The organism is Modestobacter versicolor (assembly GCF_014195485.1).
Classification (GTDB): domain Bacteria; phylum Actinomycetota; class Actinomycetes; order Mycobacteriales; family Geodermatophilaceae; genus Modestobacter; species Modestobacter versicolor.
In genome coordinates this window covers 3699763-3712223 of record NZ_JACIBU010000001.1, presented here as the reverse complement: position 1 = coordinate 3712223, position 12461 = coordinate 3699763, and the positions used below count along the sequence as shown (strand labels likewise).

At 73.5% G+C, this 12461-nt stretch carries 15 protein-coding genes and 4 tRNA genes; 9 read left to right on the top strand and 10 right to left on the bottom strand.

All coding sequences use genetic code 11. From position 1 onward, the window contains the following. Nucleotides 1-4: 4 nt before the first annotated feature. The 3 genes from FHX36_RS18125 to FHX36_RS18115 form a co-directional block, all read right to left on the bottom strand. The gene (locus FHX36_RS18125) at nt 5-418 is read right to left on the bottom strand and encodes a hypothetical protein (protein WP_183513972.1); all 414 of its coding nucleotides are present in this window, start codon (nt 416-418) and stop codon (nt 5-7) included. A gap of 16 nt (nt 419-434) precedes the next feature. Next, nucleotides 435-869, bottom strand: coding sequence for a nitroreductase family deazaflavin-dependent oxidoreductase (locus FHX36_RS18120; RefSeq protein WP_110552322.1), 435 nt, complete (start codon nt 867-869; stop codon nt 435-437). A gap of 210 nt (nt 870-1079) precedes the next feature. After that, entirely contained in the window at nt 1080-1682 is a 603-nt protein-coding gene (locus tag FHX36_RS18115; RefSeq protein WP_110552321.1) for a TetR/AcrR family transcriptional regulator, read from the bottom strand. Between the two features lie 103 nt (nt 1683-1785). Between FHX36_RS18115 and FHX36_RS18110 the strand changes: the two genes are divergently transcribed. Then, nucleotides 1786-2475 carry an alpha/beta hydrolase gene (locus FHX36_RS18110; protein WP_110552320.1) on the top strand — a complete coding sequence of 230 codons (690 nt, stop codon included), beginning with the start codon at nt 1786-1788 and terminating at the stop codon, nt 2473-2475. 98 nt (nt 2476-2573) lie between these two features. On the opposite strand, the gene FHX36_RS18105 is transcribed toward FHX36_RS18110, so the two are convergent. Both FHX36_RS18105 and FHX36_RS18100 read right to left on the bottom strand, forming a co-directional pair. Next, nucleotides 2574-3005 (bottom strand): nuclear transport factor 2 family protein, encoded by a 432-nt coding sequence (locus FHX36_RS18105; protein ID WP_220035938.1) that lies wholly within the window; start codon nt 3003-3005, stop codon nt 2574-2576. Between the two features lie 356 nt (nt 3006-3361). Then, nucleotides 3362-4285: an NAD-dependent epimerase/dehydratase family protein gene (locus FHX36_RS18100; protein ID WP_110552318.1), complete on the bottom strand. Its 924-nt coding sequence runs from the start codon at nt 4283-4285 to the stop codon at nt 3362-3364. 70 nt (nt 4286-4355) lie between these two features. On the opposite strand from FHX36_RS18100, the gene FHX36_RS18095 reads away from it, so the two are divergent. Then, nucleotides 4356-5297 carry a GlxA family transcriptional regulator gene (locus FHX36_RS18095; protein WP_110552325.1) on the top strand — a complete coding sequence of 314 codons (942 nt, stop codon included), beginning with the start codon at nt 4356-4358 and terminating at the stop codon, nt 5295-5297. Nucleotides 5298-5332: 35 nt separating this feature from the next. Here FHX36_RS18095 and FHX36_RS18090 read toward each other — a convergent pair. The 4 genes from FHX36_RS18090 to FHX36_RS18075 form a co-directional block, all read right to left on the bottom strand. Further along, nucleotides 5333-5405 (bottom strand) — tRNA-Lys (locus FHX36_RS18090). 246 nt (nt 5406-5651) lie between these two features. After that, nucleotides 5652-6500, bottom strand: a complete 849-nt coding sequence (locus tag FHX36_RS18085) for a hypothetical protein (protein ID WP_110552317.1) — start codon at nt 6498-6500, stop codon at nt 5652-5654. Nucleotides 6501-6534: 34 nt separating this feature from the next. Beyond that, nucleotides 6535-7422 carry a Rieske (2Fe-2S) protein gene (locus FHX36_RS18080; protein ID WP_110552316.1) on the bottom strand — a complete coding sequence of 296 codons (888 nt, stop codon included), beginning with the start codon at nt 7420-7422 and terminating at the stop codon, nt 6535-6537. Nucleotides 7423-7470: 48 nt separating this feature from the next. Next, nucleotides 7471-7959, bottom strand: coding sequence for a hypothetical protein (locus FHX36_RS18075; RefSeq protein ID WP_110552315.1), 489 nt, complete (start codon nt 7957-7959; stop codon nt 7471-7473). A 181-nt stretch (nt 7960-8140) separates the two neighbouring features. Between FHX36_RS18075 and FHX36_RS18070 the strand changes: the two genes are divergently transcribed. Both FHX36_RS18070 and FHX36_RS18065 read left to right on the top strand, forming a co-directional pair. After that, nucleotides 8141-8671, top strand: coding sequence for a GtrA family protein (locus FHX36_RS18070; RefSeq protein WP_110552314.1), 531 nt, complete (start codon nt 8141-8143; stop codon nt 8669-8671). A 50-nt stretch (nt 8672-8721) separates the two neighbouring features. Continuing rightward, a complete protein-coding gene (locus tag FHX36_RS18065) occupies nt 8722-9051 on the top strand; it encodes a hypothetical protein (protein ID WP_110552313.1) in 330 nt (109 codons plus the stop codon). A 9-nt stretch (nt 9052-9060) separates the two neighbouring features. Here FHX36_RS18065 and FHX36_RS18060 read toward each other — a convergent pair whose 3' ends face one another. After that, entirely contained in the window at nt 9061-9696 is a 636-nt protein-coding gene (locus FHX36_RS18060) for an AMIN-like domain-containing (lipo)protein (protein WP_110552312.1), read from the bottom strand. A 118-nt stretch (nt 9697-9814) separates the two neighbouring features. Here FHX36_RS18060 and FHX36_RS18055 point away from each other — a divergent pair. The 5 genes from FHX36_RS18055 to FHX36_RS18035 all read left to right on the top strand — a co-directional run bounded on the left by FHX36_RS18055 (nt 9815) and on the right by FHX36_RS18035 (nt 12459). Beyond that, a tRNA-Glu gene (locus FHX36_RS18055) sits at nt 9815-9887 on the top strand. A gap of 16 nt (nt 9888-9903) precedes the next feature. Beyond that, nucleotides 9904-9980: transfer RNA gene (locus tag FHX36_RS18050), tRNA-Asp, on the top strand. Nucleotides 9981-10013: 33 nt separating this feature from the next. Beyond that, nucleotides 10014-10087 (top strand) — tRNA-Phe (locus FHX36_RS18045). Nucleotides 10088-10190: 103 nt separating this feature from the next. Next, nucleotides 10191-10931 carry a response regulator transcription factor gene (locus tag FHX36_RS18040; protein WP_110552311.1) on the top strand — a complete coding sequence of 247 codons (741 nt, stop codon included), beginning with the start codon at nt 10191-10193 and terminating at the stop codon, nt 10929-10931. 16 nt (nt 10932-10947) lie between these two features. Continuing rightward, complete coding sequence (locus tag FHX36_RS18035) at nt 10948-12459, top strand: sensor histidine kinase (RefSeq protein ID WP_343056657.1); 1512 nt, start codon at nt 10948-10950, stop codon at nt 12457-12459. The last annotated feature ends 2 nt before the right edge of the window (nt 12460-12461 follow it).

Below are 12461 nucleotides of genomic sequence, written 5' to 3'. Positions count from 1 at the left end.
CGGATCAGGACACGGTGACGTCGGTCAGGTCACGCACGTCCGGGACCGGAGCGGCGACCCCCTCACCGGCGAAGACCTCCAGCTCCAGGAGCCGGCCACGGGCCACGTGCAGCACGACCTGCACGCCGGCCGGACCAGCGGCGGACACCGAGAAGTAGTCGGGTCGGCTGCCGTGCGACAGCTGCGACACGCGCGCCTCTGGAATCGGGGCCGCGGCGCTGCGCAGCCGGACCGACGGGCACCCGCAGCGGCACACGGCGGTCACCGCTGCCGTGGCGACGTGGTCGTGCAGCAGCGGCTCGTCGACGGCCGCCGCCAGCCACTCCAGCAACCGTCGCTCCTCGTCGGACGGGGCACGCTCCGGCGCCAGCTCCGTCCAGACCGGCGCGTCCGGCGTCACCCCGCCCCGTGTCGACATGTCGACGTCCGGCCGTTCACTGCGTGGCCTCAGGCCGGGGCTCGAGCAGGAGCACCGGGATCCGCCGCGGGGCCCTGCTCTGGTAGTCGACGTAGGACGGGAACACCGTGCAGGCGAGCGACCACCACCGGCTCCGCTCCGCGCCGACGGCCTCCCGGGCGACGAGCTGCAGTACGGAGTCCCCGTCGCGCAGCTCGACCTCCGGATGGGCCAGCACGTTGGCGTACCAGTCGGGGTGCCGGTCACCACCGCGGGTGGAGGCGACCGCGGCGTAGACGCCCTTGTGCTCCACGCGCATCAGCGGGGTCTTGCGGACCAGCCCGGTGCGCCGCCCGACCGTGGTGAGCAGGACGACGGAGCGCCCGCGCAGCCCGGTGCCGGTGCGCTCGAGGTGCTCGACCTCCTCGCGCACCCAGGGCACCGTGCTCGGCGCGTACTCCCCGTCAGGCATGGCCCGAGTGTCCCCGACGGCGGTCCGGCGGTGGGCCCCGTGGGATCGAACCCACCACCCGCGGATCACGAGTTCGGACGCCACGGTGTTCTGACCTGTGCGTTCACTGACGAGCGAGTGCATGACCAGCGGATCCACCGCTGGGAGTACATGATCGCGAACGAGCGGTGACGACCCTTCTGTGGGCGTCTTGCGGGCGCCGGTGTCGAGTCAGTTGCGCGAGAAGTCGAGCAGGTCCTTGGTGCCCGTCAGCAGGCTCTCGCGCACCACGTCGGGGTCGGAGAGATGGCCGGCGGCCATCGCCCCGTCACGCAGCATCACCAGCTGCCGGGCTGCAGCCTCCGCTCGAGGGTGTCCTAGGCGGATCAGCGCATCAGTGACGACACCGGAGAACCACTGCCGGTGCGCCAGCACCGCCCGGTGGACCGGGTCATCGGCGTCCGGGTGCTCGGCAGCGGCGTTGAGGAACGGGCACCCACGGAAGCCCGGGCCGCAGATGTCCCCGCCGATCTCCTCGGCGATGCCGTACAGCAGCGGCTCGGGACCAGCCCCCGAGGCCAGGACCTCGTCGACATGGGCTCTGAGGTGGGCGTCCACCGTCCCGAGGTAGGCGAGGACGAGGTCCTGCTTGCCGGCGAAGTGCCGGTAGAAGGTCGCCCGCGTGGTCCCGGCCTCGACCAGGAGCCGGTCGACGCTGACCGCCTTGATCCCCTCCGCATAGAACAGCCGTCCCGCCGTGCGGAGCAGCCGGTCCCGAGCGGTCGGTGCACGAGGCCCAGATGACGCCGCCGCGAAGGCCGCCTCGATCAGCATGTCCTCAGTCTAACAAAAGAACGAACGTTCTGTCTTGACACCGGGCGCAAGCGACGTCACGATCGTCCGGTAAGACAGAACGTTCATTCTACTTGGAGGACCCATGAGCACAGGACCCATCCGCAACGTCGTGCTGGTGCACGGCGGGTTCGTCGACGGCTCGGGGTGGCAGGGCGTGTACGACCTGCTCACCGCCGACGGTTACCAGGTCAGCGTGGTCCAGAACCCGACGCTGTCCCTCGAGGACGACGTGGCTGTCACCCGCCGCGTCCTCGACCAGCAGGACGGCCCGACCGTCCTCGTCGGGCACTCCTACGGCGGCGCGGTGATCAGCCAGGCCGGCACCCACGAGAAGGTCGCGTCACTGGCCTACATCGCCGCGTTCGCCCTGGACGAGGGCGAGTCGGTGAACACCCTGATCGCCGACCCGCCGCCCGGTGCGCCCGTGCCGCCGATCCTGCCGCCGGTGGACGGCTTCCTCTTCCTGGACCGGAAGGCGTTCCCCGCGTCCTTCGCCGGGGACGTCCCGGAGGCGCAGGCGCGCTTCATGGCGGCCTCGCAGGTGCCCTGGGGCGTCGAGGCCCTGGGCGGCGCGGTGACCGACCCGGCCTGGCGGGTCAAGCCGAGCTGGTACCTCATCACCACCGAGGACAAGATGATCCCGCCGCCGGCCCAGCAGTTCATGTCGGAGCGGGCCGGCGCCACGGTGACTGAGGTGGCCGGGAGCCACGCCGTCTTCCTCTCCCGGCCCGACGCGGTCGCCGACATCATCAAGGCGGCGGCCGGCTCCTGAGCGGACCGTCGGCGCGCCCGACCATGCCCGCGGCATGGTCGGGCGGTCGGAGGGGAACGGTCGGTGACGAGGGACCAGCCCAGGCGCCGTCGCAGCCGTCAGGTCTTGTCTGCCCTGCGGAGCTCGGCGATGTCGGCTTGGACCGACTCCCCCCACGCGACCCCATCCGCATGCGTGCTGGCGAAGTCCGGATCCACGTAGATGTGGACCTGCTTGATCAGATCTCCCTCGAACTCGAAGACATTGCAGAAGACGCCGAACGACGACGTGCCGTCAGGGAAGTCGATCCCCGAACTCGTCCGTCCGTGTTCGGCACCCTCGACCACGACGTAGCTCCCGACCGCGATGACGTTGAAGTCATCGAGCTCGTGCTGGAGACGGGAGACGCCCCGGGCCAGTCCTCGGGCGAAGGCTCCGATCTCCGCCTTGCCTCGCGCATGTCCGAACTTCGGGTAGAACATCTGCGCATCGTCGACGAACAGGTCGATGACGGCTGGGTCACCGGCGTCCACCAGACGGAAGTACTGCACAGCGACATCTTCGAGCTTCGACTTCCCACTGCCTGTCATGTCTTCCCCGTTCTTGGATGTACGGCATCTGGATGGGGCGTCTTGGTTCCGCTGCCCTGACCGGCCGCGCTGTAGCCGATGCGTCTGACGCCAGGTCCGTGACGAGTGCGCCGTGGCTCCTCCACGCCTGACAGCGCCCGTCCGAAGAGCACGTCCGAGCCGACGCTCCAGGTGTGCCGACCTCTGGCGTCTGTGAGCCACGGCCAGGCTGTCCCCGCCAGCCTGATCGGCCACGTGGCGTCATCCGCCCCCCAACGAGACCGGGCAGCCTGGTGGACTGACTGCCGCCGCCGCGCTCCGGGTGTCCCGCCGATCGCTCAGGCGTCGACGGCGCCGGCCAGGGTCGCCTGCAGGACGGTCTCCAGGGGCGTCGCCTTGACTCCCAGGACCTCCTCGGTGCGGGCGGAGTCGAGCACGTGCGGGTGTTCGTTGCTGTGCAGCACCTCGAGGAGCTCGGCGAAGAGTGGCTGCTGTCGGGCGAGACTCACCAGGTCATCGCGGTGGAGGCGGTTGATCTGCGGTGTGGGTGCGCCGGCCAGGTCGGCCAGCCGTTCGGTCAGCTCCCGCACCGGCAGGGAAGAGGTGGCCGGCACGTGCCAGGCGTGGCCCCACGCGCGGTCGTTGCGACTGGCGGCTACGAGGGTCCGGGCGATGTCCTCGGTGTAGTGCCAACTGTGCGGCGCGTCCGGGTCGCCGGGGTAGGACGCGACCTCGCCCGCCAGGACGGGCGCGAGCACGAACATCGCGTACGCACCGACCGGTCCCGGGCCCAGGAACGCTCCGGAGCGCACCTCGGTGACCTGCGCGCGACCTGCGTTCTGGGCGGCCAGCGCGTCCAGCCACATCATCGCTCGCGCACGGCCCTTGACCCCCGTGGCGGCCATCGGCAGGTCCTCGGTCAGGAGCCCGTCCACCTGGCCGTATCCGTAGCTGTTGCCCAGCATCACGTACCCCGCCCCGGTCCGTTCCACAGCGGTCAACAGGGCCGTGGCCATGCGCGGGATCTCGACGGCCCAGCGGTCGTAGGCAGGAACGGCGCAGTTGACCAGGACCCGCGCCCCCGCGGTGAGTTCGGTGAGCCGGTCGGCGTCGTTGACGTCGGCCGCGACGAGTTCCACGAGCGGGTGGTCGACGCCGCGACCGCTGCGGGTGATCTGGCGGACGCGCTCGCCGCTCTCGGCGAACTGGCGGGCGGTGGGCATGCCGGCTGCGCCGGCCCCGGTGACGACGACGAAGGACATGCCCACAGCCTGCCGAGCCGTGGGGTTTACGGTGAGTGGCCAGAACGCCAGCTATCCGGAAGTTCGAGCCATGCACCGCATCGTCGTCATAGCCGTAGCGCCGGTCCCTGCCTTCGACCTGTCCATACCCGAGCTGATCTTCAGCCAGGTGGAGGTCGACGGGCAGCGCGCCTACGACGTCCGGGTGTGCGCCGCCGAGCCCGGGGTCCTTGAGTCGGACGGCCCCTTCGACGTGTGCGTCCGCGAGGGACTCGAGGCGGTCGCCGACGCCGACACGGTGATGGTGACCGGCGGAATGGCCCGCGAGGACGTCCCGAGGGCGGTGTTGAGCGCGGTGCGGACGGCGGCGGCAGCCGGCAAACGCGTGGCGTCGATCTGCACCGGCGCCTTCGTCCTGGCCGAGGCCGGCCTGCTCGACGGGCGCCGCGCGACCACCTTCTGGGCGAAGTCAGAGCTGTTCCGCCGCCGGTACCCGGCCGTGGCGCTGGAGCCGGACGTCCTCTTCGTCGAGGACGGCCTGGTGCTCACCTCGGCCGGGCTGGCAGCCGGCATCGACTTGTGCCTGCACATGGTCCGGTCCGACCTCGGCGCGGCAGCGGCCAACACGATCGCCCGACTCGCCGTCGTGGCACCTGTGCGCCCCGGTGGTCAGGCCCAGTTCATCCGGACTCCGCTCCCCGCCGAGACCGACTTCTCCCTCGCCGGCACCAGGGCCTGGGCCCTGCAACGACTCGACCAGCCGCTGACGTTGACCGATCTGGCGCGGCACGCCCAGTGCAGCGTGCGGACGCTGACTCGCCGCTTTCGCGCAGAGACGGGCCTGAGCCCGCTGCAGTGGCTCCTGCACCAGCGGATCGACCGAGCGCTCGAGCTGTTGGAGGCCACCGAACTCCCGATGACCACGGTCGCTGCCCACAGCGGGATGGGCAGCGCCGACTCGCTGCGCCTCCACCTGGCACGGCGGGTCGGGCTCACACCGACGGCCTACCGGCGGTCCTTCACGCGACTGTGAGCCTCGACGGTGCGCGACCCGCCCTACTTGCGCGGTGGGCCCCGTGGGGATCGAACCCACAACCCGCGGATTAAAAGTCCGCTGCTCTGCCAGTTGAGCTAGAGGCCCGGCGCGCCCATCGTGCCACCGCGGCCGGGCGGCCCAGCGAGTGCGCAGTCATCGGGGTCTCCGGCGGCGGGGTGACCCCGACGAGTGCGCACTGAACGCGGGGCAGCGGGTCAGAGCACGGTGAAGAGGATGAACAGCAGCGCGGTCAGCAGCAGCGACACCAGGATCGACCCGAGGCAGCCGAGCCGGCTGGTGAAGAGGAACACGACCGGGGGGATGCCCCGGCGGCCGCCCCGCGAACCCCGCTCAGTCGGTGCACACCCGGTCGAGCAGGTCCTGCAGCCGCCCCTCCTGCGCGTCGTCGAGCGGCAGGTCCACCGGCACGCTCTCGCCGTCGCCCACCGTGACGGCCAGCGGGAAGACGAACGGCTTCTTCGTCTCGGCCAGCGCGTGCGGGTCGCAGCGGGCCGCGTCGAAGGTCACCGGGACCCGCAGCTCGCGCTCCTCCGCCGCCAGCGTCACCGGCAGGTCCCCGTCCGGCACCGGCTCGAGCACCACGCTGCCGCCCAGCCGGGTCACCTCCACCGGCTCGTCGCCCGACCGCCGGGTCAGCACGACCTCGCCGGTCATCGTCTCCCCTGCGTCGGCCAGGTCCTCGACCGCGATGCCGACGACGGCGAGCACGTCGGCGACCGCGCACGCCCCCGCGTGCACCTGCGCCATCGTGTCGCCGGTCAGCGGCACCCGGAGCTCCTCCACCGCGCCGTCCGGGCGCACCACCGTCAGCCGCGCGCCCACCGGGTCCACCGCGGCCGAGCAGTCGACCGCGCCGAACGGGGTGGGCAGGTCGATCGTCCGGCCCGGGGCGTACCGGGCGGTCACCGCGCGGGGCGGCAGCGGCGCGAAGCCCGGCGAGTCCAGCTGCACCGCGGTCACGGTGAAGGGAGCGGGCCCGGTGTCGGTGACCCGCACCTGCACCTGCCCGCCGACCGCCGCGTCCGTGCGGAGCTGCACCGCCTCGGCCGCGATGCCCGGAACCTCGGGCAGCGTCTGGACCACAGCAGCGGAGCTGGACGAGGGAGCCGGGGCCGCCACCGGGTCCGTCGACCCGCAGCCGGCCAGCACGAGCACCAGCCCCACCGCGACCCGCCGCACGGCCGGAGCCTAGGCGCCGGTCACCCGCCGGCGGCTACTTGCTGACGTGCCGGTCCGGCAGCTTCCCGAACACCCGGCCGGCCTCGTACTTCACCTGGAGCTTCTCCTGGGCCGACGCTGTCGGGCCGCGGCGCGGCTGACCGGACTCCAGGTCGAAGGCCGACCCGTGCCACGGGCAGACCAGGCACTCGCTGCCCCGGACCTCCTCGACGGTGCCCTCCGCGAGCGGGCCACCGACGTGCGCGCAGGCGCTGATGAAGGCGTCGACCTTCGCCCCGCGCCGGACGACGGCCAGCGGCACCGGGGCGCCCTGGCCCTCGCCGGTGCGCAGCGCCGGGCGGCCGTCGGGCAGGTCGTCGAGCGGGCCGAGGTCGATCCAGTCGGTGGTGAGCTGGCGGGCGTCGACGACGGAGTGGTTGGCGCCGGAGGACTGCGCGTAGGACATGTGCCCGCCGATGGACGCCGACGCCGACGCCACCCCGAGACCGGTGTAGGCAAGTGCCCGCCCGAGCCCGCCGTTGCCCTTCTTGCGGGCCACCAGCGAGCCGACGTAGAGGCCGAGCGCCGCGACGTTGCTGACGGCGTGCAGCGCGCCGAGCCGGCGCACCGCGTCGTCCTGCTCGGACCAGTCGGCGGCACCGGCCAGCGCGGCGGGCAGGCTCGCCGCGACGCCGGTGGTGATCAGCGCGGTGGCCGCGGGCCGGGTCGGCGGCGCGATGTCCAGCAGGCCGGCGGAGAGCCACGTGCCGACCGGGACCATCGCCAGGATCGGGTGCAGCGGGTGGCCCAGCCAGCTGCCGTGCAGCAGGTCCTTGAACGCCTGCGGCTGCAGCGCCTTGTTCACCGCCGTCCGGGCGGACTCCAGCGTCTTGTCGAACGACGAGACCTCGGACAGGCGGTCCAGCACGGCGAGCAGGCTCATGGGCCGCCCATACCCGTTGCGGGCGACCGGAACCGGGCGACCGGGCGATCAGCCCGCCGTCGTCCAGTCGGTCTCCGCGGCCAGCACGGCGAGCGCGGCGGCCCCCACCTCGTCGACGTCCCGGGCCAGGTCGCCGACGTCCTCGCTCAGCGGGCCGGCCACCCCCTCCTCCGGCGAGCAGAGCCGCAGCGCCAGCCGGTCGGCCGCGCTCCGCAGCCGGACGGCGGCGCCGTCCAGGGGTGGCGGCGAGGGCGTGGGGCCAGGCCAGGCGACGCCGGCCTCGCGGCACAGCCCGGGCAGCCGGCGCAGCAGCGCGGCCGACGTCGCGGCGGTGCGCCAGGCCGTGCCGGTCCGCAGCTCCGGCGGGCAGCTGAGCGTCGCCTCCGCCCAGCGCAGCAGCGCGAGGACGTCGCTCCACACCGCGTCGGAGACGACCCGGCCGGCCGCGCCGGCCGTCGGGGACCGGTGCGAGCGCACCAGCACACCCCCCAGCGACGGGTCGTAGAGCCAGGGACGGCGGTGCCCGGGTGCGCTCATGCGGTGACCCTGCCGGGCGTACCTGGGAGGTACCTGCCAGCCGGCCGTGATCATTCCGTGACCACTCTCCGTGATCGACCTCACGGAGAGTGCGCGCGCCGCACCGGGAATTCGGATGCGACGCCCACACTTGGTGCCGGAGCATGCAACTGTCCGTACACCCCCAGCTCGAGGAGCACCCGTGACCTGCCCGTCCCTGCTGCGCCGGACCGCCGTCGGCGGGGCGCACGAGGTGGGGCACGTCGTCACGAGCGAGCTCGCCCGGCTGCCGCGGCTGGCCGCCGCGCTGCGCACCCGCCTCCACCAGGACGACACGGGTGCCCAGTTCGCCCGGTACGTGGTGGTGGGCGGCGTCTCCAGCGCCCTCTACGCGCTGCTGTTCATCGGCCTCGGCGGGTTCGGCGCCCAGCCGGCGAACCTCGTGGGCGCCATCGCCTCCACGCTGCTGGCCAACGAGCTGCACCGCCGGCTGACCTTCCACGCCGGGCAGCAGGTCTCCTGGTTCACCGCGCAGTGGGAGGGCGGTGGCCTGGCGGTCGTCGGCCTGGTCGCGACGTCCTTCGCGCTGGCCGGGGTGCACATGCTGATCGGCGACGTCGGCACCGGCGTGGAGCTGCTGCTCATCGCCGCGGTCACCGGCGCGATCGGCCTCGTCCGGTTCGTCGCCCTGCGCAGCTGGGTCTTCACGCCCGCCACCGTCCGGCAGGACTGACCCCGCCGCGTCGTCCCCCGCGGTCGGCCAGGTCGCCCTACGCTCCGGGCATGGCTGACCTCCTGCACCGCCGCGCGCGCCTCGCTGCCGGCGCCGCCGCCGGCTTCCTGCTCCTGCTGCCGCTGGCCGCCTGCAGCTCCAGCAACGTCGACTGCTCCGGCACCTCGTGCACCGCCACGCTGACCGGCGACGACGCCAAGGCCAGCATCCTCGGCAACGAGCTGGCCTTCGCCGGCACGCAGGACGGCAAGGCCACCCTGCAGCTGGGCGACCAGAGCGTCTCCTGCGCCGAAGGGGACAGCGTGTCGGCCGGCCCGCTGTCGATCACCTGCACGTCGGTCACCGACGACGGCGTCGAGTTCACCGCCGAGGTCGGCTGACCCCCGGGGTCAGCCGGCGTCGGCGACCTCGACCACGACCCGCGAGGGCGCCGTGAGCGCGTAGACCCGGAACGGCGTCCGCTCGCCGGTGCCGATCCAGGCCACCGAGGTGCCCTCGAACGTGGCGTCGTAGACGACGCCGTCCACGACCTCGGTGCCGGACACGGCGACGGCCCCGCGGGCGACCTCGGTGGCCCCCGACTCGTACGGGTAGGTGGTGCCCTGCAGGGTCACCTGCAGGAAGGCCGCCCCCGGCACGTCGACGACCTCGCCGCTGCCCTGCGACGTCGGGGTGTCGACGTACTCGACCGACCAGCCGGGGGTGCCGCTGCCGGAGAGCTCGAACACCACCCGGTCGTAGCCCTCGTGGTGCGCCGCGCGGACCGTGGTCACGGTCAGGCCGTCCGGGGTCACCGGGTCGGCGACGTCGGGGTCGGTGTTGCCGGGGAACGGGCTGGCCGCGGGGTCCTCGGTCGCCTCGCTGCCCCCGGCGGCCGACGTCGGGGCCTCCGTGGTGGCCGAGCTGCCGGCGGTGACGCCGCTGGTCGAGGACGCGTCATCGGTCCCGGTCTGCGAGCCGCAGCCGGCCAGCAGGAGGACGGCGGCAGCGAGGCCCAGGGAACGGGTCGGACGGCGGGTGCGCACGGCCCGATGCTGGCACGCGGGACCCCCTCCGCCACGCCCGCCACGCGGTCCCGGAGGACCGGGTGCAGAGCACCTCCGGAGGGCCATGTATGGTTCTCACTGCCTCCAGCGACCACGAGCCCCCATCGTCTAGCGGTCCAGGACGCCGCCCTTTCAAGGCGGTAGCACGGGTTCGAACCCCGTTGGGGGCACGCAGCACCACAGCAAGGCCCTGTAGCGCAGTTGGTTAGCGCGCCGCCCTGTCACGGCGGAGGTCGCGGGTTCGAGTCCCGTCAGGGTCGCCATCCGGCACCAGCAACGGCTGGTCCCGGCGCTGGGGCCAGGTAGCTCAGTCGGTACGAGCGCTCGCCTGAAAAGCGAGAGGTCGGCGGTTCGACCCCGCCCCTGGCCACCCCCACTCCCGCTCCGCTGCCCTCCGCGCGGCCGGGCACGCGTCCAGCCACTTCCTGTCGTGGACACAGGGAACTCTCAGGATGGGCCCGCACAGTCGACCCATGACGACGACGACCCCCGCCTCCCGCTCCCGCGCCCAGCTCACCCGGCCGGACGGCAGCGCCCTGCGGGTGCTGGTCGTCGACGACGAGCCCTCCATCTGCGAGCTGCTCTCGATGGCGCTGCGCTACGAGGGCTGGGACGTCCGCACCGCCCACGACGGCACCGACGCGGTGCGCGCCGCCCGCGAGTTCCGCCCGGACGCCGTCGTCCTCGATGTCATGCTCCCCGACATGGACGGGCTCGAGGTGCTGCGCCGGCTGCGCGCCGACTCCCCGCTCGTCCCGGTCGTCTTCCTCACCGCCAAGGACGCCCTCGAGGACCGCATCGCCGGGCTCACCGCGGGCGGGGACGACTACGTCACCAAGCCGTTCAGCCTCGAGGAGGTCGCGGCCCGGCTGCGTGGCCTGCTCCGCCGCACCAGCCGCGTGGTCGCCGACGACGGCCTGCTGGTCGTCGGCGACCTGACCCTGGACGAGGAGAGCCACGAGGTGACCCGCGGTGGCGACGACATCCGGCTCACCGCCACCGAGTTCGAGCTGCTCCGCTACCTGATGCGCAACCCCAAGCGGGTGCTGTCCAAGGCGCAGATCCTGGACCGGGTGTGGCAGTACGACTTCGGCGGCCAGGGCAACATCGTCGAGCTGTACATCTCCTACCTGCGCCGCAAGATCGACGCCGGGCGCGCGCCGATGATCCACACGCTGCGCGGCGCCGGGTACGTGATCAAGCCCGCCGCATGACGTCCGCCCTCTCCCGGTGAGCCGCCGCACCGACGGCCGGCCACCGCCCGTCCCCCGGTCGCGCCGGTCGCTGCGCACCCGGCTGCTGGTGGCCTTCGTCGTCCCGCTGGTGGTCGTGCTCGCGCTGGTCGGCGTGGTCTCGGTGACCGCGCTCCGCGCCCAGCTGGTCGGCCAGGTCGACACCCGGCTCGAGGCGACCACCGACCGCTCCAAGGACTACTCGGCGCAGTGGGGCTACGGGTTCCCCGCACCGCAGCAGGGGGGCTCGCCCAAGGGCCCCGGCTTCCTCGGCGCCCGCGGCCAGGCCGAGGGCACGCTGGGCGCGACCGTCGTCGACGGCGTCTGCACCGACTCCGGCGTAATCGGTCCCGACGGCGAGACCCTCGCCCTGACCAGCGCGCAGCAGGAGCTGCTGGCGGCGACGCCCTCCGGCGGCGAGCCGGTGACCGTCGACCTGGGCGGCGACCTCGGCGACTACCGGCTGGTGTCCAGCACCCTGGCCGACGGGGGCGTGCTGGTGGCGGGCCTGCCGCTGAGCGGCACCAGCGACGCCGTGCGCCGGCTGATCGCCGTCGAGCTGGTCGTCGGGCTCCTCGCGCTGGTCGCGGCCGCGCTGGCCGCGGTGCTGGTCATCCGCCGCACCCTGCGCCCGCTGGACCGGGTGGCCGCCACCGCGACCCGGGTGGCGCAGCTGCCGCTGGCCACCGGGGAGGTGCGGCTGGCCGAGCGGGTGCCCCCGGAGGACACCGACCCCGGCACGGAGGTCGGCCAGGTCGGCACCGCGCTGAACACCATGCTCGACCACGTCGAGACCTCGCTGGCCGCGCGCCAGGAGTCCGAGACCCAGGTGCGCCAGTTCGTCGCCGACGCCAGCCACGAGCTGCGCACGCCGCTGGCCTCGATCCGCGGCTACGCCGAGCTGGTCCGCCGGCAGGGCGGGGAGGTCTCCGCCGACGTCGGGCACGCGATGGGCCGGGTGGAGTCCGAGGCGCTGCGGATGTCGGCGCTGGTCGAGGAGCTGCTGCTGCTGGCCCGCCTGGACGCCGGCCGCGAGCTGGCCAGCGAGGAGGTCGACCTCACCGCCCTGGTCGTCGACGCCGTCAGCGACGCGCACGTCGCCGGCCCGGGCCACCGCTGGCAGGTCGACCTGCCCGACACCCCGGTCGAGGTGCCCGGCGACGCCGCCCGGCTGCACCAGGTGCTCACCAACCTGCTGGCCAACGTGCGCAGCCACACCCCCGACGGGACGACGGCGACCACCCGGCTGCGCACCGAGGGCGGCTGGGCGGTGCTGCAGGTCGTCGACGACGGCCCGGGCATCCCGGCCGCGCTGCGCCCGCACGTCTTCGAGCGGTTCGCCCGCGGCGACGCCTCCCGCTCGCGCACCGCCGGCAGCACCGGCCTGGGGCTGGCGATCGTGCACGCGGTGGTCGGCGCGCACGGCGGCGAAGTGCAGGTCGCCAGCGAACCGGGCCGCACGGCGTTCACCGTCCGGCTGCCGCACGCCACCCGGGCTGCCGCCGGCTGACC

Coding starts and splice junctions, on each gene's coding strand:
- FHX36_RS18125 (WP_183513972.1), bottom strand. CDS start 418: ATGTCGACACGGGGCGGGGTGACGCCGGACGCGCCGGTCTGGACGGAG.
- FHX36_RS18120 (WP_110552322.1), bottom strand. CDS start 869: ATGCCTGACGGGGAGTACGCGCCGAGCACGGTGCCCTGGGTGCGCGAG.
- FHX36_RS18115 (WP_110552321.1), bottom strand. CDS start 1,682: ATGCTGATCGAGGCGGCCTTCGCGGCGGCGTCATCTGGGCCTCGTGCA.
- FHX36_RS18110 (WP_110552320.1), top strand. CDS start 1,786: ATGAGCACAGGACCCATCCGCAACGTCGTGCTGGTGCACGGCGGGTTC.
- FHX36_RS18100 (WP_110552318.1), bottom strand. CDS start 4,285: ATGTCCTTCGTCGTCGTCACCGGGGCCGGCGCAGCCGGCATGCCCACC.
- FHX36_RS18095 (WP_110552325.1), top strand. CDS start 4,356: ATGCACCGCATCGTCGTCATAGCCGTAGCGCCGGTCCCTGCCTTCGAC.
- FHX36_RS18080 (WP_110552316.1), bottom strand. CDS start 7,422: ATGAGCCTGCTCGCCGTGCTGGACCGCCTGTCCGAGGTCTCGTCGTTC.
- FHX36_RS18075 (WP_110552315.1), bottom strand. CDS start 7,959: ATGAGCGCACCCGGGCACCGCCGTCCCTGGCTCTACGACCCGTCGCTG.
- FHX36_RS18065 (WP_110552313.1), top strand. CDS start 8,722: ATGGCTGACCTCCTGCACCGCCGCGCGCGCCTCGCTGCCGGCGCCGCC.
- FHX36_RS18040 (WP_110552311.1), top strand. CDS start 10,191: ATGACGACGACGACCCCCGCCTCCCGCTCCCGCGCCCAGCTCACCCGG.